At 49.0% G+C, this 24,860-nt stretch carries 15 protein-coding genes and 1 pseudogene; 1 reads left to right on the forward strand and 15 read right to left on the reverse strand.

From position 1 onward, the window contains the following. Positions 1 to 40 precede the first annotated feature (40 nt). From IEY34_RS26740 to IEY34_RS37925, 14 genes and pseudogenes are all read right to left on the reverse strand, one after another. The gene (locus tag IEY34_RS26740; RefSeq protein ID WP_229757855.1) at positions 41 to 1,168 is read right to left on the reverse strand and encodes an alginate lyase family protein; all 1,128 of its coding nucleotides are present in this window, start codon (positions 1,166 to 1,168) and stop codon (positions 41 to 43) included. A 25-nt stretch (positions 1,169 to 1,193) separates the two neighbouring features. After that, the gene (locus IEY34_RS26745) at positions 1,194 to 2,321 is read right to left on the reverse strand and encodes a glycoside hydrolase family 88 protein (RefSeq protein WP_189017572.1); all 1,128 of its coding nucleotides are present in this window, start codon (positions 2,319 to 2,321) and stop codon (positions 1,194 to 1,196) included. A 17-nt stretch (positions 2,322 to 2,338) separates the two neighbouring features. Then, on the reverse strand, positions 2,339 to 3,373 hold the full coding sequence (locus IEY34_RS26750; RefSeq protein ID WP_189017576.1) for a zinc-dependent alcohol dehydrogenase: 1,035 nt from the start codon (positions 3,371 to 3,373) through the stop codon (positions 2,339 to 2,341). A 1-nt stretch (position 3,374) separates the two neighbouring features. Then, positions 3,375 to 4,355, reverse strand: a complete 981-nt coding sequence (locus IEY34_RS26755) for an SGNH/GDSL hydrolase family protein (RefSeq protein ID WP_189017579.1) — start codon at positions 4,353 to 4,355, stop codon at positions 3,375 to 3,377. A 523-nt stretch (positions 4,356 to 4,878) separates the two neighbouring features. Next, complete coding sequence (locus tag IEY34_RS26760; RefSeq protein ID WP_229757856.1) at positions 4,879 to 6,405, reverse strand: sulfatase family protein; 1,527 nt, start codon at positions 6,403 to 6,405, stop codon at positions 4,879 to 4,881. A gap of 44 nt (positions 6,406 to 6,449) precedes the next feature. Beyond that, positions 6,450 to 8,093: an ABC transporter substrate-binding protein gene (locus IEY34_RS26765; protein WP_189017582.1), complete on the reverse strand. Its 1,644-nt coding sequence runs from the start codon at positions 8,091 to 8,093 to the stop codon at positions 6,450 to 6,452. A gap of 13 nt (positions 8,094 to 8,106) precedes the next feature. Further along, positions 8,107 to 8,997, reverse strand: a complete 891-nt coding sequence (locus IEY34_RS26770) for a carbohydrate ABC transporter permease (RefSeq protein ID WP_373291347.1) — start codon at positions 8,995 to 8,997, stop codon at positions 8,107 to 8,109. 18 nt (positions 8,998 to 9,015) lie between these two features. Then, entirely contained in the window at positions 9,016 to 9,990 is a 975-nt protein-coding gene (locus IEY34_RS26775) for an ABC transporter permease (protein WP_189017588.1), read from the reverse strand. A 96-nt stretch (positions 9,991 to 10,086) separates the two neighbouring features. Next, positions 10,087 to 11,892, reverse strand: a complete 1,806-nt coding sequence (locus IEY34_RS26780; protein WP_189017591.1) for a cache domain-containing sensor histidine kinase — start codon at positions 11,890 to 11,892, stop codon at positions 10,087 to 10,089. Next, positions 11,892 to 12,917, reverse strand: coding sequence for a response regulator (locus IEY34_RS26785; RefSeq protein ID WP_189017594.1), 1,026 nt, complete (start codon positions 12,915 to 12,917; stop codon positions 11,892 to 11,894). Before IEY34_RS26785 ends, IEY34_RS26780 begins: the two co-directional genes overlap by 1 nt. 229 nt (positions 12,918 to 13,146) lie before the next feature. Next, on the reverse strand, positions 13,147 to 15,354 hold the full coding sequence (locus IEY34_RS26790) for a glycosyl hydrolase family 95 catalytic domain-containing protein (protein ID WP_189017677.1): 2,208 nt from the start codon (positions 15,352 to 15,354) through the stop codon (positions 13,147 to 13,149). Between the two features lie 1,051 nt (positions 15,355 to 16,405). After that, positions 16,406 to 17,413, reverse strand: a complete 1,008-nt coding sequence (locus tag IEY34_RS26795) for a zinc-dependent alcohol dehydrogenase (RefSeq protein WP_189017596.1) — start codon at positions 17,411 to 17,413, stop codon at positions 16,406 to 16,408. Positions 17,414 to 17,534: 121 nt separating this feature from the next. After that, on the reverse strand, positions 17,535 to 18,362 hold the full coding sequence (locus IEY34_RS26800; RefSeq protein ID WP_229757857.1) for an AraC family transcriptional regulator: 828 nt from the start codon (positions 18,360 to 18,362) through the stop codon (positions 17,535 to 17,537). 255 nt (positions 18,363 to 18,617) lie between these two features. Beyond that, positions 18,618 to 18,872, reverse strand: a pseudogene (locus IEY34_RS37925) (EamA family transporter); the annotation flags it as partial. 492 nt (positions 18,873 to 19,364) lie between these two features. Between IEY34_RS37925 and IEY34_RS26810 the strand changes: the two are divergent. Then, positions 19,365 to 19,532, forward strand: coding sequence for a hypothetical protein (locus tag IEY34_RS26810; protein ID WP_189017602.1), 168 nt, complete (start codon positions 19,365 to 19,367; stop codon positions 19,530 to 19,532). An 11-nt stretch (positions 19,533 to 19,543) separates the two neighbouring features. On the opposite strand, the gene IEY34_RS26815 is transcribed toward IEY34_RS26810, so the two are convergent. Further along, positions 19,544 to 24,466 carry an S-layer homology domain-containing protein gene (locus IEY34_RS26815; protein WP_229757858.1) on the reverse strand — a complete coding sequence of 1,641 codons (4,923 nt, stop codon included), beginning with the start codon at positions 24,464 to 24,466 and terminating at the stop codon, positions 19,544 to 19,546. Positions 24,467 to 24,860: the final 394 nt, after the last annotated feature.

A 24,860-nucleotide genomic window follows, 5' to 3' on the forward strand; every position in this document is an offset into this window, starting at 1 on the left:
TGAGAAAAGGCTGCCGATTTGCCCGGCAGCCCATCAGCAGCTATCTTTCCCACAGCAAGGGCTGGCGGATCGCGATGTTGCGACGAACTTCCATGTCCGAAAGGTCCGAATCAAGGCTGTTCCACAGCTCCATATACGCCTTACTGTCAAGCGCCAGCCCGGCAAATAACAGGGATGAAACCTTAGCCGGCCAGCCTTCGAAATGCTCTACGTCTGGAGGATAGGGCCAAGTGGACTTATCCTGCAAATATGGGAACAGATAGGATAGGCCTTTGCGGATTCCACGACCATCAGGCAACTCGAAGTTCCACAAATTATGTTCCGGCGTCGAAAGAATGTGGCACAGCGTCACCATATTATCCAGCACGAAAATCGCGTAGCCATAAGGTTTCGTGCGCGCTAACTCACGCGGGAAGCTGCCGTCTGGGGCCATTTGGTCAGGGAGCAGCGATTCTTTGTACCTTTGCCTGCAAAAGCGAAGCATTTCTTCGTTATTCGTAAACCAGGCAAAAGCGGCCGCCTGCACAAACCAGCAAACCCCATGGTTATTAGGCGCATTCATCTCTTCGATGCCATTCTCGTGTGTGCTCATCCATGTTAAATAATCGCCAAACCACCTCTGAAGTCCCTGATACATGTCGGCGGTCATGGAAGATGACGATTTCAGAGTTTCAATAGCAAACGGCACATCGATCAAATGCAGGGTATCAATAATACCGATGCCTCTGCCGGCGCAAATACCGGGTATGGCTTGCGCATAGAGGAGATGCGGATTCATCTTCGTCGCTTCATCCAGGAAAAACACCCTTAAGAACTTTACTGCTTTCTCTGCGTAAGCCTCGTTTCTGGTCACCGAATACCCAGCGGCCAAGTTCGCCACATGGGTTCTCATGCTTCGCAATAACAGCCGATGGCTGTCAAAATTATCAGGATTGCTTTCGCCATCCAGGCGTATATAAGGCAGTCCGTCTGCGGTATCGGGATTTGGCCACCAGTAGTCACCGTTTGAATAATAATCGTGCAGGCCGCCTTCGCTTTTGGCAGCTCTGACATCCGCAATCGGAATGGGGCTTTCCTTCATCGATGCTTGGGCTTGCTTGATAATCCACTTCGTATCAAATAAGGAGAGGCGTTCGTTCTGCTCGCTTGCTTTTGCTAGATTCATCATGGTCTATACCCGCTCCTTGCACTGTTTAAAATATATCATTGTCCCAGCCCATCAGCTTAGCCATCGCTTCCAAGTAGTAATAATCACCGTAAATCAGTGATACGTTGACATCCTTATTGACCGGCTTGTTGCCTGTAGCTTCAAGCAAAATACCTTCGAATTCAGGCTGGTCCAGCGTGCTGTAATTTTGCGACAACGAGTGCATGATGGATTCTGCGGCCTTACGGTACACCTTTCCTTCTTCCGAAGGCAGCTGCTCTGCGATTGCCAGAAGACCGGATGCCCCAATGCTTGCCGCTGACGTATCTCTTGGCTCTACGGTTACATCCGGCACACGGAAATCCCAATAGGCGACGTAATCATCCGGAAGACAGCTAAGATAATAATTCGCCGTACGCTTTGCGGCGTCCAAATATTTGCTGTCCCCCGTATATTTGTACGTATTGGCCATGCCATACAAAGCCCAAGCCTGCCCCCGGCTCCAAGAAGAGGTCGGCGAATATCCTTGTCCCCCCAAGTAGTCCATCACATCACCCGTATTCGCATCGAACACGGTAATGTGATGCGAAGAACCGTCTTCGCGAAGCGTATGCCGCAGCACCGTATCCGCGTGTGCACGCGCGATATGAGCAAATCTCGGATCGCCCGACTCTTGCGATGCCCAAAACAAGATCGACAAGTTCATCATCGTATCGATGATCGAACCTCCGGGGCGGTCTGCCTGATTTTGTGCCCGCAAGAATCCTCCAGCCAAGTTAAAGCGGCCAGCTAATAGGTTCGCAGCCTGCAGCCCTCTGCGTCTGGCGTCAGCGTCACCCGTCAGCTTATATTTAATCACAGCCGTGCTTAAAAATTGAAACCCTACATCATGATGAAACCGATTCTCACGCAAAAAGCACTGTTCGATCCGCTCATCCCATGACCATGCAACCTGGCGATACGATTCTTTGCCCGTCATATCATATAAGATCCACATCATGCCTGGCCAAAAACCGGAAGTCCACCAGTCTAGGATCACATCGTCATAAACACCAGACACGGACGCATGCGGGCATTTATCCCCCATTTGTTCCATCATCCGATCCACTTTCGTTTGAAGCTGACTCCACCAGCCAGACCATGGTTCTTCCTGCATTCCTGTAAAGTTAGCCATCGATCTTCGATCCCTCGTCATACGTTCGTTTCACAATCAATCATGACATGAATCGTGTCGCCTTTATGCTCATTACGCAGCTTAAACGCTTCGGCAATGTTGCTTAAGTGGACCACATGCGTGATCATTTCCTCCGTATTGACGAGTCCATCCAGCACCAACTGCAAACCTTTGTCGAAATAATGGCGATTATCGATATCCCGCTTCGGTTCCGTTGAGAAAATGTCGAGCCTCTTCTTATGAATTTTGAAAAAATCGACCGGCTTATGGCAAGTCCCAATGCACCCGTACATGACGATTCGCCCATTCTGGGAAGCCGCATCGATCGCATCAACCATCCCGTCACCCTCCAGCAAGCAGGGAATGACCACATCGAAGCCATCCGGGAAATCTTTGCCCACAATGTCCATCGTATTCGCATCTGGCGACGGCATCTTATAGGTATGGGTCGCGCCGTACTTACGGGCCAGCTCCAGCTTTTCATCGAACAAATCCGTTACCACAAGGTTCCGCGGACTATACAAGCTAACTACTTGTGTCATCACCAAGCCGCTGACGCCTTGTCCGGTGATCAGCACATTTTTGTGAGGGGAAATATCGCCAAGCTCTGCCGCATGAATAATGCCCGGGAGCACCTCAATCAGCGAACCTTCAATGAGAGGAAGCGCCTGTGGAAGAACTTTAACAGAAAAAGGCGTACAGCAAACATATTCAGCGAAGGCCCCCCAAATATAGCGAAGTGCTACAGGATCTCCCACTTTAAGACCGATGACATTGGGTCCTACTTTATCAATAACACCAGCCACTTCATGGCCAAGCCGTGTCGGATACGAGACAAACTCGGGCTCGCGAGCCCCGCGAAACACTTCCACATCACTGCCGCATATGCCAACCCATTTCACCTTTACCCTTACTTCGCCTTCAGCAGGCTCGGGTATTAGCGCCCTTTTTAACGTGATAGTCCCAATTTCCTCCACAACCGCGCATAACTGTGTACCCTCGCCATCATAATCGACCAACTGCATGGGTGGAACAGACATTTTTCTAACCATTCTATTTAGCTCCTATCCATTTATCCAGTATATGTTTTGCCATCATTTTATTGCCTTCCGTATTCGGATGCAGGTGGTCTGGCAGCATGCCAATATAGGCTTCTCCAAGAATTTCCAGACCATCGATATATGTAAGATTGGAATCCCCGTAAGAAGTTAAAATAGTCACCGCTTCGTGGATTTCTTGCCTCATTGTAACCAAGTTCATCCCTACTAAGTTTTCGTCCGTTTCCCTGTGAGGGCAATAAATAGGCGAAAATATAAATAAGGGCGTGTTGCGATGCTTTTCCCGAATGATCGATACCATGCCGATAATGGCCGAACGAAATGTCCGGATATTTAAACTATTGCCTCCCATCACATTAATGCCGAGGCACATGGAAATCATGTCTGCGGGAAGGTCGCGGATGACGCGAGCAACCATCGGTTCCAAATGGCATTGTCCCGCAAATCCCAAACAGGTCAGGTCCCAACCTTTGCTGCGTGCTACGATTGCTGGCCAAGTCAGAGCTGGACTTGCAGCTGAGCTGCACTGCGTAATGGAACTGCCGTAGGCAACCCACCGGGGCTGATTGTTTGGCAAGGGAGCGGCCGATGCCCCTTCATCTACTTTCAGTGCTTTCACAATGACGGCAGCTTCTTGTGACAAATAAATGTCAATCCGCTTCATGCTGCCTGGCAAATTTGTAAATAAACAAATTCCTTCTCTTGCAAGGAGAGTCTTTGTTTCGACTAATTCATCTTCAATCACGATGGCCAAACGTATATCTTTATCCATTCTAGCGACATGCAGCTCCACTGAAGTAGAATCGCTTATAAAAGCAACTCTAACTCCCGCTGTTTCCCCTGCCTTCTCCACCAATTTAGAGGCAAATAGGCTGAGCTGATCATGAGGCAATCGCCATGGCCGGAGCCCAGTATCCGTCGTTTCTATGGAAACGGCCCCCCGAAACCATTCTTTATTTAGTTCAATCGTTTGCATGTTTCCATTCACCTCTTCATAAAATAGGCAAACTAGAAATTCCTATTCTGCCAATGTGGGACATTTTGTAATATGCACGTTCAGCTGCCTTATTCTCTCTATAAAGGGAACTGTGGGACGCTATTTAGGCAAAAAGCAGAGATGCTAGAGGGTTAGCGGAACTACAGGGCTTTATTTCCACCAAAAGCGCTGAATTTCCCACCAACCAGCAAAATAGCGTACTATAGTTCCCTCAACCTCGCAATATCGACACTTTTGACTGGAATAGCGCCCTGTAGTTCCCTCTCGCGCGAGACGGATGGGTTGCTCTGTGCAAGGCAGCTAGTTCCCTCTCGCGCAAGGCAGCTGGGTTGCTCTGCGCAAGGCAGCTAGTTCCCTCTCGCGCAAGGCAACTGGGCAGCTTTACGCAATGCTGCCGAATAGCTCCGCGTGAGACAGCCGGGGAACTCCTCTCCCACTCCAAATGCAGTATGAAAACAAAAAGTCGCGATTTCCGCGACTTTTTATGCATTCTGACCTCCGCTCAAGCCAAGGATTTTACAGGAATCACCGGCTTATCCTGCATGATATCGCCGCTGGCTTGCATCCAGGAAGCCAACTCGGAAGCAAGCCGCTCGATGATCCCGGCATTTGCCGGCGCTGCCGACAAATCTTGCATTTCCCAAGGATCCCTTCGCAGATCGAACAACTGGATTCGTTCTGTTCCTGTGTTCGTTTCTGGCGAGCGATAATAACGGATCAGCTTCCATCTTCCGTCTGTGACCATCCGCTGGACATCTCGATAAACCGAGCCGACGATAGCGCGAACGCCATCAATTTCCCCTGCAAAAATGGGGCATAGGCTTATGCCTTCCGTTTCCTCCGGCAGGTCGACGCCGCATAACCCGGCAACGGTAGGAAAAATATCGATATTGCTGGCCAGCGCAAGCTCCTGCTTGCCCACCGGCACGCCTGGCCCCCGGAAGATTAGCGGTATGCGCACGCTGTGCTCGTAAAGGTTTTGTTTGCCCATGAGTCCGTGCTGCCCGACGGCCAAGCCATGATCAGCGGTATATACGATAAGCGTATCGTCATAGAGGCCCTTAGCCTTCAGCGCTTCGATGACTCTACCGATTTGCGCGTCCAAATGGCTTATCATCGCATAGTAATCGGCCATATGCCCACGAATTTCGTCTTCGTCCCTCGGCCATCCAGCAAGCTTCTCGTCCCTAACCGTCATATCGCCGGTATCGAATGGATGCTCCCGCACAAAGTTCGGAGGCAGCGGAATGCCGGATTTGTCGTACATGCTTGCATACGGCTCTGGCGCGGTTCGGGGGTCATGCGGTGCGGTATAAGCTACATACAGGAAAAACGGCCGATCCTCCTGATAGTCCTCAATAAAGTTGATAGCAGCGTCCGTAAACAACTCGGTTGAGAAGGTGTGTTCGATATATTCCTCCTCCTTCGGATAAGCCCCGGTCACGTCATAGTCGTGTACAGGAACCTTCGTGTGCTCGCTCATTCCGCGAAAAGCCAGCTTATCCCCTCCCTCGAAACTTCGAGCGAAGCTTGCCTTGTCGTTATGCCATTTGCCGATCGCATGTGTCAGGTATCCAGCCTCTTTCATCGTTTGCGGCATGATCCGAACATCCGGACGAATAACGCTCGAATGCTCGCGGTTCGTCATGTCTTTGCCGATCGTCGCCCGGAAGATCGGGATGCCCGTATGGACGCACGCTCTGCTCGGCGCGCAAACCGCTCCGCTTAGGCCGCCGAATATATGCGTGTTACGACAAGATGTCCCGCTGGCAGCCAGCGAATCCAATACTGGCGTCTGCACCGTTTCATCGCCGAACGCGCCAATGGCTTCACCACGATGATCGTCCGCAATGAGAAACACCACATTAGGTTTACTGGGGGAAGGCTTACTGGGTAAAGGTTTACCGGGTGAAGGTTTACCAGATAAAGGTTTACCGGGCGAAGGCTTACTAGGTAAAGGTTTACCAGGCGAAGGTCTTCCGGGTAAAGGTCTTCCGGTTAAAAGCTTCTTCATATTCTCTTCTTTCATCCTCTACCTCACTCTCACGAGACAGAATTACGCTTTCGATGCGGCTACTTTTTCGATTTATACTGGGTATAGGCTTGTTGATAAATTTCCAGGTAGCGTTTAATGTTCATTTTGTCCAGAGTGCTCAAGTAGTTGTTCCACTCCTTGTCAATGTCCAGCGATCCTGTAACCGTCTTCGCAAAAAATTCAGTGCGGTAGTCCGTAAGCGTCTTCTCAAGCGTAGAAAGCTCCTCCGATTGTTCGTTTGTGAAGAACAACGGCGGCACAATTTTGCTTGGATCGGTTGCGTATGGCTCGTATTTTTTAGTTTCATTATACAAAATAAGTTCAAGTGAATTTTTCGGATCCGCTACCACGCTTAATCGCAAATCGTTGGTCCGCAGCGAAGGTCCCGCCTGTGCCCAGTGGATGTTCTGCAGCTTGCCAAACGTGGCAATCGGTTTCCATTTCGCTTGCTTGCCGTTCACGCCTAGCTCACCTTGCGCTGGACGCACCCACTCCTGATCCGGGCGGCCCTGCGTGCTGCGCAGCGTCGCTTCTTCTGAAAGCAGCAAGTCAGCCATACGGAAAGCGGCAGCGGGATTTTTGGCCTTATTGGTAACGACATATTGACCTGTAGATACCGCATATGGATTATACGCAGTTGAGCGTATGCCAGACGGTCCTTTGAGTGGCGGCACGGATACATAGTCTTTGAATCTCGGGTTATCCGCATCGACAAAGACCGTTTGGTTTTGGGAGGCGATCGCTCCCGCGATCGGGATTTCCGGGTTCATGCCCATTTGCTTCAACTGGTTCCTATCCTGTGTAAATGATTGTGGAGATACCAAACCTTCAGCAAACAGTTTATGAATATACTTCAAAGCTTCCTTCCACTCCGGTTGATTATAGGCAACTTGAATCTTCCCGTCCTTAACAAATTTCAAGTTGAAATCCTTCTCTACAAAAGCGCTGGTCAGAAACAAGTCCAGTGTCGAGGAAGGGCCGTTGGTAGCGCCGACTAGCGGGATCTCATCTGCCTTGCCGTTTCCGTTCGGATCTTTTTCTTTGAAAGCTTTGAGTACTTGATAGAACTCGTCTGTCGTTTCTGGCATTTTTAATCCGAGCTTGTCTAGCCATGTTTGATTAATCCACATCTTTTGACCGAGTGAACAGTGGTAGCAATCATTCACCTGAGGGACCGAATAAATTTTGCCGTCAGGCATCGTAATCAAATCTTTGACATAGGAAACCTGCTCGAACATCTTTTTCATTTCCACGCCATATTTATCAATATACGGGTTCAGCGGAATAAACACGCCATCCTTACCGTAAATCGACTGCTGAACCGGTGATACGTTCAAATTAAGCAGCACGTCCGGATAATCGCCGCTTGCGAGTGAAACGTTTAGCTTCTCTGCAAATGTCTTTTCTGGAGCGACTTCCCAATCGATGTGAATGTTCGTTTTCTCCTCCAGCCACTTGGTGAATTCGTTCGTTGCGAAGTTTTCGACAATGCTGGAGCCTTTGACCATAACCCTTAGCGTCGTCTTTTCTTTCGTGATCGGGAATACCCCTGCTGCTGTTACTTGATCGTCACTGCCTGCTTCCTTCTTTGGATCTGCACCCTTTTGTCCACTGTCCGCACATGCGCTTAGAAGCGCTAGAGAAGCGGTAACTGCCACTAAAGCTGTTAACCCTTTTTTCATGTAAAAACCCCCTTTAGCCTTTGAGTGATCCAATCATCATGCCTTTGACAAAATGCCTTTGTATGAATGGATAGATGATGAGCACGGGCAGCGTAGACACGACGATAAGGGAAAATTTCAAAAGCTCCCGCAGGCCATCCCTTGCTGCTTGATCGGCAACGTCGGTGATCATCGACGCGTCGACCTCGTTTTGCACCAAAATATCCCTTAATACCAGTTGAATCGGGTACAACTCCTGATGTTTTAAATAAAGCAGCGCGTTAAAATATTGGTTCCAATGTCCGACTGCGTAAAATAAGGAGATGACCGCTATGATCGGACCTGACAAAGGAAGCACGATTTTCCGCACAAATGTAAAATCACTGCATCCATCCATTTGAGCCGCTTCAAGCAATTCATCCGGAATGGTCGTTTGAAAATACGTGCGGGCAATAATCATATTCATAACGGCAAGAGCTCCCGGAATAATTAAAGACCACCTTGTGTCAATCATACCGAGCTCTTTCACAACCAGATAAGACGGGATCAATCCGCCAGAAAACATCATGGTGAATACAAACAAAGCCATAATGCTATTGCGTGGCATAAAATCTTTTCTGGACATCGGATAAGCCGCAATGAGTGTAAAGAGCACATTGATCGTCGTTCCCACTACGGTATAAAAGACTGAATTCAAAAAGCTCGACATAATTAAACGATGCTTGAATACCGCTTCATAACCCGCTAGCGTCGGCTCGACCGGATACAACCAGACTCTGCCGGAAATAACCGCTGTGGATGAACTGAAGGAAGCGCTGACAATGTAAACCAACGGATATAGTATCGTAATCGTAAAAATGAATAGGATGATGTAATTCACAATTGTAAAAAGCCTGTCATCTGCACTTTCTTTAATGCTTCCCATCATAAACGTGCCTCCTTATTACCACAGACTGGTTTGCCCCAACTTTCTGGCTATCCGGTTGACGAGAACCAGCAGGACCAGATTAATGACTGATTTGAACAATCCAATGGCAGACGAGTAGGAATAGTTGATGGCTGTTGATGCCAAACCAACTTTATAGACGAAAGTATCAATGACCTCAGATGAGCTCATATTCAGCGGATTCTGCATCAGCAATACCTTTTCAAAGCCGATGTCCAGCACATGGCCGGTGTTCATGATCAGCAAGATAACAGCAACCGGCATAATACCCGGTAAGTCGACGTGCCACATTCGCTGTACTTTATTGGCCCCATCCACAACAGCTGCCTCGTGCAGCGAAGGATCGACAGCTGCAAGCGCTGCCAAATAGATGATGCAGGAAAAACCAACGTTTTGCCAAATACCAGACCAGACAAAAACGTGTGAAAACCATTCAGGTATGCCCATGAAATTAATTGCCGGCAAGCCGAAATATTTCATAATCGTTTGAATCAGGCCAACCCGCGGGTCCATCATTTGTAGAATAATACCTACCATCACGACGACAGAAATAAAATGCGGTGCGTAAGTAATCATTTGCACGGTTTTCTTAAAGAAACGAGCGTTTACGTAATTCAAGGAAAGCGCAAGAATGATTGGGAACGGAAACCCCGCAAATAAACTATAGATGCTGAGAAGGATCGTATTTTTCATAATTCGCACAAACTCATACGAATGGAAAAAACGATCAAAATGCTTCAGACCAACCCATTCACTGCCCCATACCCCTTTAGTAGGAATATAATTTTTAAAAGCAATCAAAGCCCCATACATCGGCACATACTTGAATATGAGCAAATAAATAATCGGCAGCAGCATAAGAACGTAGAGCTGCCAATGACTGGATGCGTTCTTCTTCAGTCTAGACAAGTAACTTTCCTTTTTAACGACAGATGCAGACAATATCCCCCTCTTGCTAGCCGAAACTTCCATAAATCCCTCCCTCTCTCGATGTCCATGACTCGGTATGTTTGATGTCTTTCCTATATGTAGCATACAAAACTAGGGACAGCCGGGCATTGTGCTGTTTTACACCGGCATGACTTTTTTTGCGCTGGACGACGGCATGCGAATCGTAACCTTCGTACCTACACCCAGGTCGCTTTGTATCGAAAGTCCATACTGTTCTCCGAACACCATCTGAATCCGATTATGCACATTGAGCAGCCCGATGCTGCCCTCGAATGTGGGTTGTGTATCCAACAGACTTTCCTCCCGGCTGTTCTGGAAACGCGTATTTATTTGAAGAAGCGTCTCCGCTTCAATGCCGCATCCATTATCTTCTACAATGACATAAAAATCCGCTTCATCCTTCCAGGCGTCAATAATAATCGTGTGCGTATCCTCGATCCCATAGGGAAACGCATGCTTAAACACATTCTCGACCAAGGGCTGCAGCGTTAAGCGAACCATGCTGTCCAGCAAGTAATCCGTACTGATGCGAACATCAATTTCAAATTCCCGCTGATTGCGATATTTCATAATAGACATAAAATACAGAATGTGTTTAAGCTCGTTAGCTACCGTAATTTCTTCCAAATCTGTGCGTATGGAATAGCGCAGCATATACGACAGAGAACGAACGATGTCTTTAATTTCGCTTGATTTCTGGATAACAGCGTAACAAATAATAATTTCTAACGTGTTGTACAAGAAGTGCGGATTAATCTGTAATTGCAGCGCTTGAAATTCGGCCAGCTGCCGTTTCATTAAGTTGTCCTGATTGCGCAGCTCGGTCTCATAAACCCGATCGACAAGCTCTTCCAGCCGGGTGACCATCGTATTGTAGCTGGTAATAAGCTGATCCATTTCATCACGGCTTCCAGTCAGAGGTACGCGGGTCCACTGACCTTTGGCCGTCTGACGCATCCCATTTTCCAAAAGTCGAACTGGACGAACGATAGATTGACCGAAACGATAAGCTAGAAATAAAGCCAAAATCAAGGTAAAGATACCTACGAGCAGCGTTGTTTGCCGCAAGTCTGAAATCGGCTTGCTCTGTTCAGCAACCGACATGCTGGCCACCAGTGTCCATCCGGAGTAGTCGGACTTGCGACTAAAGAAAACCCGTCCCGGTTCTCCAGGCAATTCAAATATTTGGTCTTTGTTAGCTTCAACCGTATTGAAATGCATGCCGTCAAGCTGCTTGCCGATCCGGCTCGCATCCGGATGGTATAAGATTCTCCCATGATCGTTAACGATGAAGAAATACCCGGATTTCCCGAGTTTTATCCCCTTCCAGAGCGTGTTCAACTCCCCTATCTTGAGTTCGAAGCCCATGATGCCTTTGAATGATTTCGACGAGGTTCGGTCGGCCAATTTGCGAATCAGTGTGAGATGTCCGTCCAGAAATCCGGATTCCTGAATCGTCAGCTTTCCGTTTATATCATCGTCCTCCTTCATCTGTTCGATATATTCTTCAAAGCCTTTATAATTAAAAGGAACAATATGGACATTGAAATCCGTTGCCTGGAACCCGTTATAACCGACAATGTACGTCATGGATATTTCCGGGTTATTGATGAGAACCGGTTGAAAGACCCCCTTCATAGCCAATTCAGATGTATAGAAGCCAGAAGTCGAATGGTTTGGAAGATCCAGCGCCTCCTTCACGACAGGAGAGATTAGAATGGAAACCGTTGCCCGCTCATAGCTTTTCAGGAATAAATCGGTTTCATGCAAGACAATATCCACGATTTGAGTCAGCAGCGCTTCATACTGATTCTCCAATTCGTTGGACGACCGCCAATAACCGGTAACCCCCACCGTCACCAAGGTCAGCGCGATAATAATGACAAAGTAAAGGTAAACCTTGCGTACTAAGCTGTTTTTCATTACTTAATCCCAAGCAGCGCGCGATATTCGGTAGGGGAATAGCCCGTTGCCTTTTTGAAGACTCTGGAGAAATGGGGGTAGCTTTCGTAACCGACTTCGGCTCCAATATCAATGATTTTGTAGTGCGGAACGGCAAGCAGTTGTTTGGCTTTGTCAATTCGTTTGCGCATCCGGTATTGCACGAAGGTCTCATTCGTATTTTTCTTAAAATAATGACTGAAATAGGTCGGTGTTACGCCTAGCTTCCCAGCAACCATGTCCAGTGAAAGCTCATCCTGGAAAAGATGCTCTTCGATGTACTGAATAGCCGCCTCCAAAACATTGATTCTTTCATGCTTGCGATACTCGCTCAGTCGCTGGATCCATAGGCCGATTTCGGCCTGAAACCATTCATACGTAATTGTGGTGACCGTATTTCCCTCCAAAAGCGGCTTCACCTCCATCTTGTACGCCCCTCTGGCATTCAGTTTCTTGAGCAGCAGCCTGACAGCGTCGCATACCCGCTGGTACTGCTGCATGTCCGTATCACTGGGGAACAACTCCCTCTTTCCCACCTCAAGCAGTTCATTGGCCCGGACCGTATCCAACATCCACACCGCTTCCTCCAATTGATCGATCCACTGTTCAAAAAGGGTGAAGGAAATAAGCGCCGCATCCCGCATGGCGAGCACTTTATCCAGCACTGGAAAAAGTTCGATTTCTGTAATAGGTTTCAGCAAATATTCCTGCACGCCGTAAGACATGCATTTTTGTGCATAAGCAAAATCCCCGTATCCCGATAGCACAACGACTTTGGTGAAGAGCTTGAGCTGCTGCTGAATATTTCGACAGAGCTCCAGACCGTCCATACGCGGCATCCGAATATCTGTCAACACAACGTCAGGAGGGTTAGCGATGATGTTCAACAACGCGGACTCACCGTCCGTAAACGTATCGATCTCACTAAACCGTTGATATTCCCAAATTAACGTTTTGAGGCCAATCCCGATGATAGGTTCATCGTCAACAATAACAATTCTGGCCATTCGCTTGCCCCCCTGTTTATAACGTTAACCACCTTTATTATCTCCCGATTCCCGTTAACCTGGATACCCCTTAAAACCTGAACAGCGTCATCAAAATCGAAAAAACCCTTAGTTAATAATCCGAATGGGCATGCAAAATGAAGACAGACCGTTCGGCAAGCCTGCCGAGCGGTCTGTATATGGGCATGTGGCTGAGTAATCACAGCCATATTGCAAAAAGCCACGCCTTTTAATGCATCGGCAGGCCATAAAGACGCCAAGGCTTGCGTCCTCCAAAATATCCGCACATATGGCTCTCCGCCGGTACAGGCTGAATTTCCCATGAACGTGCTGCGGCGTGGTCGGCATTGTAAAGCACAGCTTCTTCGCCCTGCGGCAGCTCAAGTTCATAAACGCCTCCGCCCAGAGAGCGAAGCTGCACCTCCGAGCTTGCGGACATCCGAATGTCGCCCATCATGTCAGTCTTAATGCGGCATGGCAGTCCGGCCAAGCTTTTGACCCTGATCCATGCCGTAGCTCCTTCCGAACGAGTCGCGCTGATCACAAATGCGCCCTCGGCTCGTAAATCATGGAACACAGCTTCCTTCCATTCGGAAGGAACAGCTGGGAATACCCTGATCTCTTCTCCCCAGCTTTGCAGCAGCATATCGTGGATCGCTTCAGCGCCTGCGAGCGGCGACTCGAGGACGGGACCCGCTTCCTTGTACATCGTGTTCGGTTTCAGAAGATGCATCAACGTCTTCAAGTACTTGAGCGCTTCGTCTCCTTCCCCCACTGCGGCAGCTATGGAAGCCGCACCGGTAAACGTGAAACCGCGCAAGTCTCCCTCACGGGATAGCCAATGACGAAGCGAGCGCACGATGAGCTCTCGTTCCTCCGGCGCATCGCCGCTCACCAGATGCAGCGGGAAGACAGCCATCAAGTGGCTGAAATGCCGATGACCGAATTCCAACTTCTGGCCCCTGCCGACCATGAAGCCAGTCTCGTCGACTGGCAGCGGCGTTAATTGCGCCAAAGTCTCTTCCCAGCGGGCGCGGCCAGGGTCCTCTAAGCCAAGGATGCTGCAAATACGCAGCAAAGTTTGGCAGCCCCAGCGCAGCAATGCCAAGTCATAATGGGTATCCGGTACGGCTAACTGCAGGAACGAGCCGTATTCGGGCGAGATCATCGGGGGCAGATGCCATTTCCCGTCATCGCCTTCCTCCAGCAGATGCAAATAGTACTGCACACTTCGCTTCAACAGCGGAAATAGCAGTTCCTTGAGCATAGGCGTGTCCATCGCATGGCGGTAATGCCTCCATAAGTTATGGCACACCCACGTCAAGTTGCCTACTTCGGCGCCGACAGGGCCGACCAAGTCATAGCTCATACTGCGACCCAGCCCTGCCGAATCTTCACGGTACTGCTCTGGTACGTTGCAGATTAACTGCTCCATATTGTCGCGAAAAGCACGAACGAGCGATTCGCCGAGCTCCAGACGGCCTGATGTATAGACAGGTGAATAGCTCATTTGGACATTCATATTAAACCAGACACCAGCCCATGGTGTCGTCGTGAGCCATGGTCCTTGATTGTCCATGATCATCCCACCCGCACGGGTTGCGGAAGCCAGCTTGTACATTTGCACCCAATAAAAGCCTTCCAGCATCGTATCCGGGATGGAAACAAAGCTTTGGCGATAGTAATCATGCCACCAACTCCGGTGCGCTTCCACCCAAGCCGCCCACGGCTGCGTTGCCGCTTCTCGAACGTTCGTTTCCGTATTATGCTGTGCCTGATCACTGAAACCGTTCCCGATCGAAAGCCATAGCTGGCGCAGGTTTGCCCCCTCCTCTGCCTGCGCTTCCAGCCATGCCGTCGTACAACCTCCATCATGTTGGAACCTCTGCACGCCAACCGTCAACCCATCCTCCTTGGCCTGCCTGGTAACTTCTGCCTGTGGGATATACTGATTCAGGTTGCTGCCATCGGCGTTCTTGAGCACCGGGTCCACTTCACTGTAAGCGTACCACTCCATACTAGCGTCTTTCTCGCCTTCACTAGTTTCCAGTTCCACAGCCAGCACCTTATCCTGGCTGTGGACGAAAGCGCGGACCTTCACCGTGCCAACCGTCGTTGTAATGTCCGCCCGCATCTCCGCATTCCACAAATCAACCCGAATGCTTGACGGTTGATAATACCAGCCAACCAGTTCAAGGTGCAGCTCGCCAACCGGCACACGAGGCGGGAATCCGCCTCCAGGCTTATGCGCCGTGACGTCTGTGCATCCGAGCACCAAACGCAGCACATTGCGTTTATCGCGATGTTCCTCACTATATATCATGGCCCCGATCACTCCGTTGCCGATAAAAGCCCCCTCGTCCCACGAAATCGGCTTAACGGACCAAGTCATGTCATGTCTTGCCATAAATGATGGCCAGTCCACCTTCGTCTTCATCAACAAAACCCACACCCTTTCCTATTGCTCACACCTCGCTCCATTTAAATATACCTCCGTACATGGGAGGTATCATTGCGTTTATTTGCTGCACTATGACCTTTTTTGTTTTTTGCGTGAAAAGGAACTATGATCCGCTAATTGGCGGGAACCGGGGTAAAAGCAGTATGGAAGGGAACTGAGGTGCGCTATTTAAGCGGAACATGCTGATTCCGACCGGGAAATGGTGAAATAGCGGATCGTAGTTCCCTTTGGCGTGGAATTAGGTGGTTTTCAGCTTTATAGCGGATTCTAGTTCCCTTGGGCTTTACAATAACACAGTGCGCAATGTGAAAAGGAACTACGATCCGCTAATTGGCGGGAACCGAGGAAAAAGCAGTATGGAAGGGAACTGAGGTACGCTATTTAAGCGGAACATGCTGGTTCCGACCAGGAAATGGTGAAATAACGGATCGTAGTTCCCTTTGACGTGGAATTTGGCGGTTTTCAGCTTTATAGCGGATCGTAGTTCCCTTTGGGCTTTGCGATGACAGAGAGCGCAATGTGAAAGGAACTATGATCCGCTAATTGACGGGAACCGGGGGAGAAGCAGTATGGAAGGGAACTGAGGAGGCTGTCGATTCATTGTGGACAGTTTTCAAAATTACCTGTGGAAGGCTCTCAGATCAATTTAAATTTTATCTGTGTAATGCTTATTCAAAAAAGTCGCTCTAAAGGCCTAATTTCAGCACATTTCGAGCACTGTTCCAAGTTGCTCACAATGAATCGACAGCCTCCTGAGGTGCGCTATTTAAGCGGAACATGCTGATTCCGATCGGGAAATGGTGAAATAGCGGATTCTAGTTCCCTTGGGCTTTACGATAACAGCAGTAGACGCCAAACACAAAGAAACTAAGCAGATACAGCCGCTTAGCTCCTTTTTCTATCCCGTACTTGTAGGATGGCCTCTTGTGCCGGGTTATAGAGTATCTGATTGGTTTGCAAGGCTCCAAGCTCGCAGCACTTTCGTGACCCACCCTTGTATTCGACAATCACCTCAAAACGCCTCTCCTTAGCTTCCTTCCCCCAGCTGAGTCCAGTCAAAAAGAACTCCCATCGCTGAACTTCGATTGTTAACGAGCAATTCGTACGCCTGCAGCGCTTCCAGTGGGGAAAAGCGATGAGTGATTAGCGGATTGACATCCATTCTTCCTTGCAATATGTAGTGTAAGAACAGATCGGCCATTTCAGGATGATGCCATCCTTTATAATTCATTTGGGCATGAATACCGAGTATGGATACCGAGTTGGAAACCACATTGCGACCCATCCCCTGTACGGATGGCGTAGCTGTGTCCCCCAGTAGAATCACTCGGCCCAAAGGCTTAACTAGCTGAGTAGCCTGTGCCAATACTGCGGGATGTCCGGTGATATCGAAGACAACATCCAGCATCTTGCCCTTGGTCTGCTCGGCGATCTGCTCTTTCGCCTTCCCCGCATCCATCGCCAACCGATGAATACCCGGTTTATCCCACACAAGCTGGACTCGGCTCTCCGCAGGATCCATCGCATAAATTTCTTTGGCGCCAGAAAGATACAAATATTGCGTCACCAGCTGACCAAGAAGTCCCAGTCCTATGACACCAACCGTTTCCCCGAGAAACAGCTCGGCTCTTCTCACTCCAAGCTGCGTCGTTTTGGACAGATTAATCCAAACGCCTTGCTCGGCGCTGACTTCCTTCGGCAGAAGTACAGCATGCTCCGCCTCCGTCTTAAAAAACTGGGTGTGTGCATTTTCCACAAACACACGGTCGCCTTTTTGTATCTGCTGAACGGCTGTCCCCACTTCAAGCACTTCAGCCACCATTGAATAGCCGGGATGAAACGGATACTGCACCCAGCTTGACCAATTGGTATCGGGATCGAAGACGCCTCTTAGGCATTGAAGCTCTGTCCCTGTGCTAATCAGCGAACGGATCGCCGCACATAAAATTTCCGTAGGACCCAGATTAGCGTCAAAAGAGTGCTTTCTCACCTCCACCTTCTGCTTTTCTGCAAAAACGATGCTGACTGTTTCCATTGACTTTACCTCCTTATGCGGGAATCTTTTCCCATGAGATAAGTGTAGTGGGGGCAGCATTGGGAAAACAGAGCAAACGTTTGCTGAAGTTTAACACTTATACAGGTTATCCAACAACGTTTTAAATCGTTCTTATAAACAATTCTTTGTATTGCCGAGGGGAAATGCCCGTATATTTTTTGAAAAGCCTGGTAAAGGTTTGGATATCGTTAAAACCAAGCAATTCGCTGATTTCCGTCACATTCATTTCACGTATTTCGAGAAGCGATTTGGCTTTTGCGATTTTGATTTCCCGGTGCAGCAGAATGGGGGATTTGCCGAATATAGCTTTGAAATGATTGCTGACATAAGTCGGATTCATGTGCAGTTCGGCTGCCAAATCGGCGAGTGAAAGCGTCGCTTCAGGTTGATTAACAATTTTCAGCAGGATCGATAAAAAACTGTGTGATGGTTGGCTCTCTGTTGCGGTTTTGACGCTTCCCAAGGCATTATCCAGCAGCAAATAGAGTAATTCAAGCGATTTCGCCTTTTGTAAAATGATATTGGGCAAATGCCCTTTTCTGGACATGGAAAGCATGAGCTCATCAAACACTTCCTCAAATCTTTTGTGGTTTTTGAGAGAATACATATAGGGTATCTGCAGAAAAGGCAGAACATCAACCACATGTTGAATGGTGTACGTGAAGTGCCACCACAGGAATTCCGTTTCCTCGTCGCTATCTTTGTATTGATCATGCTTGAGGTGGGGAGGGATAAAGATAACCGTGCCCGGGTGCAGATTATATACCTTATCCTCTACTTTCAACTTGGCTGAACCTTTTCTTATATATGTCATCATATAGTGCTCATTTAAAGTTCGATTGCGGTAGTTCATTTCATTCCGATTATGAATATCGAATTTTAGAATTTTCAAATCGGCCGTTTCCAAGAGTGCGGAGATCACATCCATTTGCACCAGCGCCACTTCCTTCTGTCGGAGTTATCTTTGGATCACGACGCTATACTATCACTACAGCAGCCCAACTTTCAACTATTCTTTCTCGTTAGCAGGCCTTAGAGCGGAGTTGACTGTGATACCTTTTTCGCTGTGAACCGCCGTGCGATCAGCACGCACAGTACGACTGCTATATTCACTGCAAGGATAGGCCAACCGATGGTTTCATGCAAAACGAGATACGCAAGCAGCAAGCCAAGGAATGGCTGGAGCAGTTGCAAGCGGCAGAAGCCCAATGAACATAATGGCATGCGCGGATGTGACATACTGAAGCGCCAAGGCTGTCAGAAGCGGGAAACCTACTACCACGCCTAGTGCTACCACCAATAGCGGAGCGATGTCACTTCGAACTGGCTTTTGCTGCCGCAAAATGAGGAGAAGCACTCCTGCAAGCAGTCCGGTAATTACAGCACGGCATACGGTGAGGAACAACGGATCAAAATCCACCACAGCCACGCGTGTTGCGGCCTGTTCCGTCAACGCACGTTTCAGCTCGATCAAATTGATGCAGTCACGAAAAGAAAGAACAGCGGCTCGGGATTTTTTGTTGGGTTGTGGTTCTGCATGTCAATGAATCTTGAAGCAAACCCTCTTACGAACTCAATACCCTCTATTCGTTCAAAATCGCTCCTTCTGAAAATCTAATGCTTCCCAGAAGCTCTATTACAAGCAAACAATCACTTTACCGCCTAAAATCTGCTCGATAACGCCAATCCAGTTCATTAAATCTCCAAAGTAGCCATTTTCTCGTCGATAAACATCGTACAGTTCGTTAAATGCATTTGGACACCGAAGACTGCCACAGCAAAGAAGTCTGCGTTGGACGCCAATGAGAAAAACCTAGCCTGCGCCCTGGGGCTAGGTCACCATGTCAATGAATTTCGAGGTATATATATGGAAAAAATAGTATATTCATCTATGGAAGACAACTATTATTTTATCAGAGAGGAATAGTTTGTGAAAAGCAAAAATTGGTATGGTATATCTGCTGAAATCGTGCCGGTCAAGGATATTGGAGAACAAATAGGTGAGACAAGTAAAGAGGCTGCCGTTTGTGCCGGCAGCCTCTTTGATATTTGTTTAATATATGAAACTCGAACTACTTTCTATTTAAAACTTAAATAGATTTATGAACCTTAGCGATTCAACATGCGCATAACTACCGTGACAGCTTCCGCTCTCGTCGCCACGTCAAACGGTTTAAAAGCATGATTCTCCCGTCCATCAACTAACCCAAGTGAGTTAGCCCGCGCAACTAAAGGCAATGCCCATGAGGGAATCTTAGAACTGTCGCTAAACGAAGCTGCATCAGACGTTCCCTCGCTTTGTGGAAGTGCCCTTACTAACATGGCAACCATTTCGATTCGATTTATTGCCGCATTAGGGCGCAGAGACTGGTCTTCATAGCCCTGGATTATGCCTGCTTTCAGCGCAGCGCTTAATTCTCCCGCCGCCCATGTCGGAATACTCGCCACATCCGTGAAATCCGGCTTCGTTGGTTCCGGCTTCAAGCCCAGAGCGCGAACTAGCATGGCAGCGAATTGAAGCCTCGTCATCGGTTCGTCAGGCTTAAAGCTGCCATCTGAGTAGCCGTTCACAATGCCCTTGGCAGCAGCCTTGCTGATCGCTTCCGAAGCCCAATGTTTCGGCACATCTCCAAAAGTCTCAGGCCGTGGTGCAGATGTTGAGGGCTCCGTCGGTTTGGAAGGCTGTGGGACCGTAGGTTCAGGAACCGGCTTAGGCAAAGGCGCTGGATTATACCCAGATGAAGAATCCGATGAAGACGAATTGTTGATCTGCGGCCGTTTTATCAACATGGTATACGTTTTATGAATACCGGACGGCATGGACACATCGATCAGAATAACACTACCGCTTTCTGCAATGGCCAGCGGTCCACTATCGCTGCCGCTTCTTACGGACTGCGTCGAAGCGCCGTCTACGCTCACCTGAATAACAGCCTTCTGACTCAAGGAAACCGGCGTAATGGTCAAGTTGCCGATTCCGGACGGAGCCATCATTGTATAATAGGTAATATCCGAGCGAAAAGCTGGCGTGAGTGTCAGAGTCGAGCTGATTTGAAGGCTGCTTAACTCTGGCTTGCCCTCTTCCCGTGGCATGTTCCTGCCTGCAGTTGGCCCGACATCGGCAGCCGTAAGCGGCTTAAGTGTAGGCACGGTTGCCGGGTCGTACTCATCTGCACCAGCGTCGGGCGTATGCGCACGCCTTTGACCATCCATATCGTCCAAAGGAACATATGGACCTTGGGCGCTATCAATCGCAGGACTTAGCGGCGACAAGCGAATCAGACCATCGCTGCCACGGACCAGCTTCAGATCACCTTTGTAAGTGGCGCTAACGACCGTTGCATTCGTTGCCACAGCGGCGAGACCATCGGCCATATTGCCAACATAAGACGGTCTGCCTGCAGGTGTGATATCTTTCGTTTCATTGAATATCGTCCCTGCGTTGCTGAAAATAACATTATTATAAATCTGCGTTCCCGTCGGTTGGAACGTACGTTGGGCAACTTTGAGGGCCGATGCTTTATTGTTTAAGTTTACGATTGTATTATTGAAAATTTGCACATTATATTGCCGCCAGTGCCCGCGCAGCAATTCCTGCTGCCTTTCTGCGGAAAGGCTCCTAAGATCAGCGAAATCGTTCGGCCCTGTGCCCCAACGTATACTTGGGTTCGTGCCTCCCTCCGGCCCCGCATCTTCCGTTCCGCCATCAAGCTGAACGGCATCATCCGTAAGTCCTTCCATGTAATTATTATAAATCTTGTGATCATTCCCATAGAGCCGGAAACCGCTCGTTCCAGGTTTCTTGCCGTCCGCAATAATGAAATTGCCATAGAAGCTGTTGCGATGACCGTGCCGAGCTACCATGCCGCCATAGGAATTCAAGACAGTGTTGTAGCGGATCGTATTATCGCTGCTCTTCACCGAAACGATCTCATCCTCACCATTCAATCCGTCGAACAAATTGTATTGAATCGTAACATGTCCAGGGGCCAAAGATAGCCCGGAAAGCCCCAGGCGGATCGCTTCCAATCCGTTGCTTACCCGTGGACCGATATCATGGAAGTGATTATATTCAATCACATCGTACTGTGAAACCGAGTCCTTGCCATCATACGTCATCACGGCGCCGAAGCCGGTTTTCGGACCGATGTCATTGTATGCGATCCGATTGTGGCTGCTGGTGCCTTCCACCCGAATATAATGCCGGTCGGTTCCACCGTCCGTAAGCAGCGACGAGTTCGGGGAATGCGACGTTTCTCCCGTATAAACGGCTCCGTTCGGATCATAAGTGGCGCCATAACGGCAGCTATTTTCAACGCCGATCACACACCAACTTGGCTTATTGACGCTGTTCTCAACTTTCGTAAACCGATATTTCTGACCCGTTTCATCCAAGGCAAAGGTATTTCGCACAAGGGAGACATTGCTGGAATCATACAATTCCACACCAGGGTGCAGTCCCTTCAATGATGCAATCCTGTCTTCCGGGACCGCTCGGCTCCGCAGCGTATCCTCACCAAGATCCGATCCGCCACCGGAGTGGAACGTAAGTCCCTCAACCTCAATATAATTTGCATTTTCCATATGCATGTAGCTGTCGCCAGCGATAACGGCCTTCCCTAGTTCAGCAGCGACAATACGAATCGGAAGCGCAGCCGTACCTGCCTTATCTTTGATAACGAATGGGCCGTTTTGTTGATACGTACCATTTTGCAATTCAATTGTCGTCCCTTTAGCGGCTTGATCCAGCGCATTCTGCAGTTCTTGCGCGGAATTAACCTTCACCCAGCGTACCGGAGGGAGGGGCTCTACGGGTTTATCGCCTGCTTGCGGAGGGCCGCTTGGCTCTGTAGGTTCATCCACTTTGGGTGCTGTACCCGTATAAAGTTCAACTTCGGTAATACTATTCCAACTGCCTGAGCTGCCCGAGGCCGTATTTCCATATCCGACCAGCCGCAGATAACGCACTTCTGCTGGAGTCGTCAGCACATAAGGCTGCATACTATCATCTTCGGCTTTAAGTACTCTGCTTTTTCGTTTAGGCAGCAACACGGTCGGATTCTGAAAATCCGCTTGATTGGAGCCTATAATTTCGAAATTGGTTTGACGGTCGATCGCGCTCAGGAAAGCGATATTCAAATAGGTAACTTTCTCAGGCTGCCCCATATCGAACTGCAGCCACTCCCCTTGTCCAGAAGCCGACCAACGGACATCATTATTCCAAACACCGTCCACGACATTCGCGGGAATATTCGTCGTGTTCGGCTGATAGGAACTAGCGGTAACCGTACTTGCGTTCATCTTCACTTGGCCATTCGTTCCTTTGGCCGATAGCCGATAGGCTTGCAGTGTATATGTATTCATAGCATCGCCGTTGGATAATCGGATTGTGAGCTTATTATTGCCCGGCGCGAGATGAACCCTGGCAACATCGCTTATTGGCTGATTCACTCCTTCAAGATTCGTCAGAGTCACCGCGGTTGTAATACCCCCACTGACTTGCATGGCTAACCGGATGGAATCGGCTGCCTGTGGAACGATGACCTCATACCCGTCCATCTTGGAAGACACGAAGGGAATATTCATCCCGATCTTTTGGCTGCCGTCCCAAACATCTAGTGCGGATAATTGGATCGCTGGCATTTTCTCCACAAAGGTGAACAAGGATCCGTCAACCAGCTCCGTGTCCGCAGCATAGTAAGCTTCGCCATGCACCTCCACAGGCGTTAGTGACAATGGAACCGCGTGGCTGAAATCGCTGCTTCCGCTCGTCAGCAGCAAGCCGCCTAGCGGAAGCATTGCCGCTGGAAAGGCAACTTGTACGGTCCCGACATTGCCCGTATTGCGGACCTTCCACGTCCGCGTTGATTGCTTGAAGTCCGCACCATAGGGCACAGAAGGAGCCAAACTTCCGTTATCGCCCCAGAGCAGGTACTGCTTGTCCGCCAAAGCTTGTTTAGCGGTAATGATGACCTGCGAAGACGCTATACCTTCGCTGCTCCGGCTTGTTGCTTGAGCCAATGCTCCTTGCTGATCGCGGGCGATACCTGCAACGTTATTGCCATAAGCCATATTGGAATCCTTAGGCCAAACGACCATCGGCGAAGGGCCTGCCGATACATAATCCTTTCCCTTCAACGGCGTTCCGAACTTAAGGGCCATGTACGTTTGCACTTGGTTCTGCTGATCTTCCGTAAGCGTATCGCCAAACACGATCATCTCGCCAATTTGCCCATCATAGCCTGATCCTCCACCGACTGCTGAACCAAGAGACATGGGGTTGCTTCCGTTTCCAACCATTGCGAGGCGGGCTTGTGTTGATTTGGCTATCGTTTGCCCATCCAGCGTAATCGCTTGATAAACAGCACTGGAAACTGCTGGATGCGAATCATAATGAAACCCCCAACTGTTGTATTGAAGAGGAGGAATTGAATAGCCTGTCGTGAGCCGTGGATTGCCAGATACGGTAGCTCCCGAATCCCACAAAACTTGCGAAGTGCTGGAATAAAAGGGGATATACGCTCCAAACTTTCCGTTTCCTTGCAAATTTTCATAAAAAATTTGCGACGTCTGATTCGATAACGTTATCCCGCCAGCAACCATATATACACTGGCATGTTCAACAGACTCATTCTGGTTGAATAATCCATTCTTGTCCAACAAAAGACTTCCATTGCCTGAACGAATAAATTGCACCGATGGCTGGAAATTCAGCGCAGGATTGGACGGAGTATACTTCGGCTTTACCCTCGGACTCTTATCCCCAACCGTCCCGTCATTGATGAAATCATTGCCTTGCGGACTGCTGTCCTTCCATACCGTTATATCGCCATTCCCACTACGGGTCACGCTGTCGGGATCCGCCTTCAGCCACAATTTCAGCAAGTTGGCATCCACACCGCCTGGTGTTCCTGTCACTGCGCTATCTGCCTGTACTTTGGATAACCCTAGCGGCAACCACGTGAATGTTAAAGCTGCTGCGAGCAGCAAGCTGACTCCCCGTTTCGAACGCACTCTGAATTCTTTGGACATCTTGCTCAAATTCTCATCACCTCTTCTGTATTGTGAAGCTTTTAGGCAACATTGCTGAAAACCGTAAAAGCAGCTAAATTCATCATAAGAAAAACGGTCTCGCCACCCTGAGAGATCAGCCTCTTGTTAGCGACCAAACCTATTGAGGGAACTCTGGGACGCTATTTAGGCAAATAGCAGGGATGCGAGGGTCATAGCGGAACTACAGGGTCTTATTTCCACGAAAAGCGCTGAATTTCCCAGAAAAAGCCAAAATAGCGTACTGCAGTTCTCTCAACCTCGCTATAATGCCACTTTTGGCTAGAATAGCGCCCTGTAGTTCCCATACCTCTGCGCGAGACAGCGGGAGCAACTCCACGTTCACCCCAAAACATATAAACTCTAATATTTCTAA

Source organism: Paenibacillus marchantiophytorum (assembly GCF_014640555.1).
Taxonomy (GTDB): Bacteria; Bacillota; Bacilli; order Paenibacillales; family NBRC-103111; genus Paenibacillus_E; species Paenibacillus_E marchantiophytorum.

Excerpts from the sequence above, each read along its gene's own strand:
- IEY34_RS26740 (WP_229757855.1), bottom strand. The coding sequence starts at position 1,168 with ATGATGAATCTAGCAAAAGCAAGCGAGCAGAACGAACGCCTCTCCTTA.
- IEY34_RS26745 (WP_189017572.1), bottom strand. The coding sequence starts at position 2,321 with ATGGCTAACTTTACAGGAATGCAGGAAGAACCATGGTCTGGCTGGTGG.
- IEY34_RS26750 (WP_189017576.1), bottom strand. The coding sequence starts at position 3,373 with ATGGTTAGAAAAATGTCTGTTCCACCCATGCAGTTGGTCGATTATGAT.
- IEY34_RS26755 (WP_189017579.1), bottom strand. The coding sequence starts at position 4,355 with ATGCAAACGATTGAACTAAATAAAGAATGGTTTCGGGGGGCCGTTTCC.
- IEY34_RS26760 (WP_229757856.1), bottom strand. The coding sequence starts at position 6,405 with ATGAAAGAAGAGAATATGAAGAAGCTTTTAACCGGAAGACCTTTACCC.
- IEY34_RS26765 (WP_189017582.1), bottom strand. The coding sequence starts at position 8,093 with ATGAAAAAAGGGTTAACAGCTTTAGTGGCAGTTACCGCTTCTCTAGCG.
- IEY34_RS26770 (WP_373291347.1), bottom strand. The coding sequence starts at position 8,997 with ATGGGAAGCATTAAAGAAAGTGCAGATGACAGGCTTTTTACAATTGTG.
- IEY34_RS26775 (WP_189017588.1), bottom strand. The coding sequence starts at position 9,990 with ATGGAAGTTTCGGCTAGCAAGAGGGGGATATTGTCTGCATCTGTCGTT.
- IEY34_RS26780 (WP_189017591.1), bottom strand. The coding sequence starts at position 11,892 with ATGAAAAACAGCTTAGTACGCAAGGTTTACCTTTACTTTGTCATTATT.
- IEY34_RS26785 (WP_189017594.1), bottom strand. The coding sequence starts at position 12,917 with ATGGCCAGAATTGTTATTGTTGACGATGAACCTATCATCGGGATTGGC.
- IEY34_RS26790 (WP_189017677.1), bottom strand. The coding sequence starts at position 15,354 with ATGAAGACGAAGGTGGACTGGCCATCATTTATGGCAAGACATGACATG.
- IEY34_RS26795 (WP_189017596.1), bottom strand. The coding sequence starts at position 17,413 with ATGGAAACAGTCAGCATCGTTTTTGCAGAAAAGCAGAAGGTGGAGGTG.
- IEY34_RS26800 (WP_229757857.1), bottom strand. The coding sequence starts at position 18,362 with ATGGATGTGATCTCCGCACTCTTGGAAACGGCCGATTTGAAAATTCTA.
- IEY34_RS26815 (WP_229757858.1), bottom strand. The coding sequence starts at position 24,466 with ATGTCCAAAGAATTCAGAGTGCGTTCGAAACGGGGAGTCAGCTTGCTG.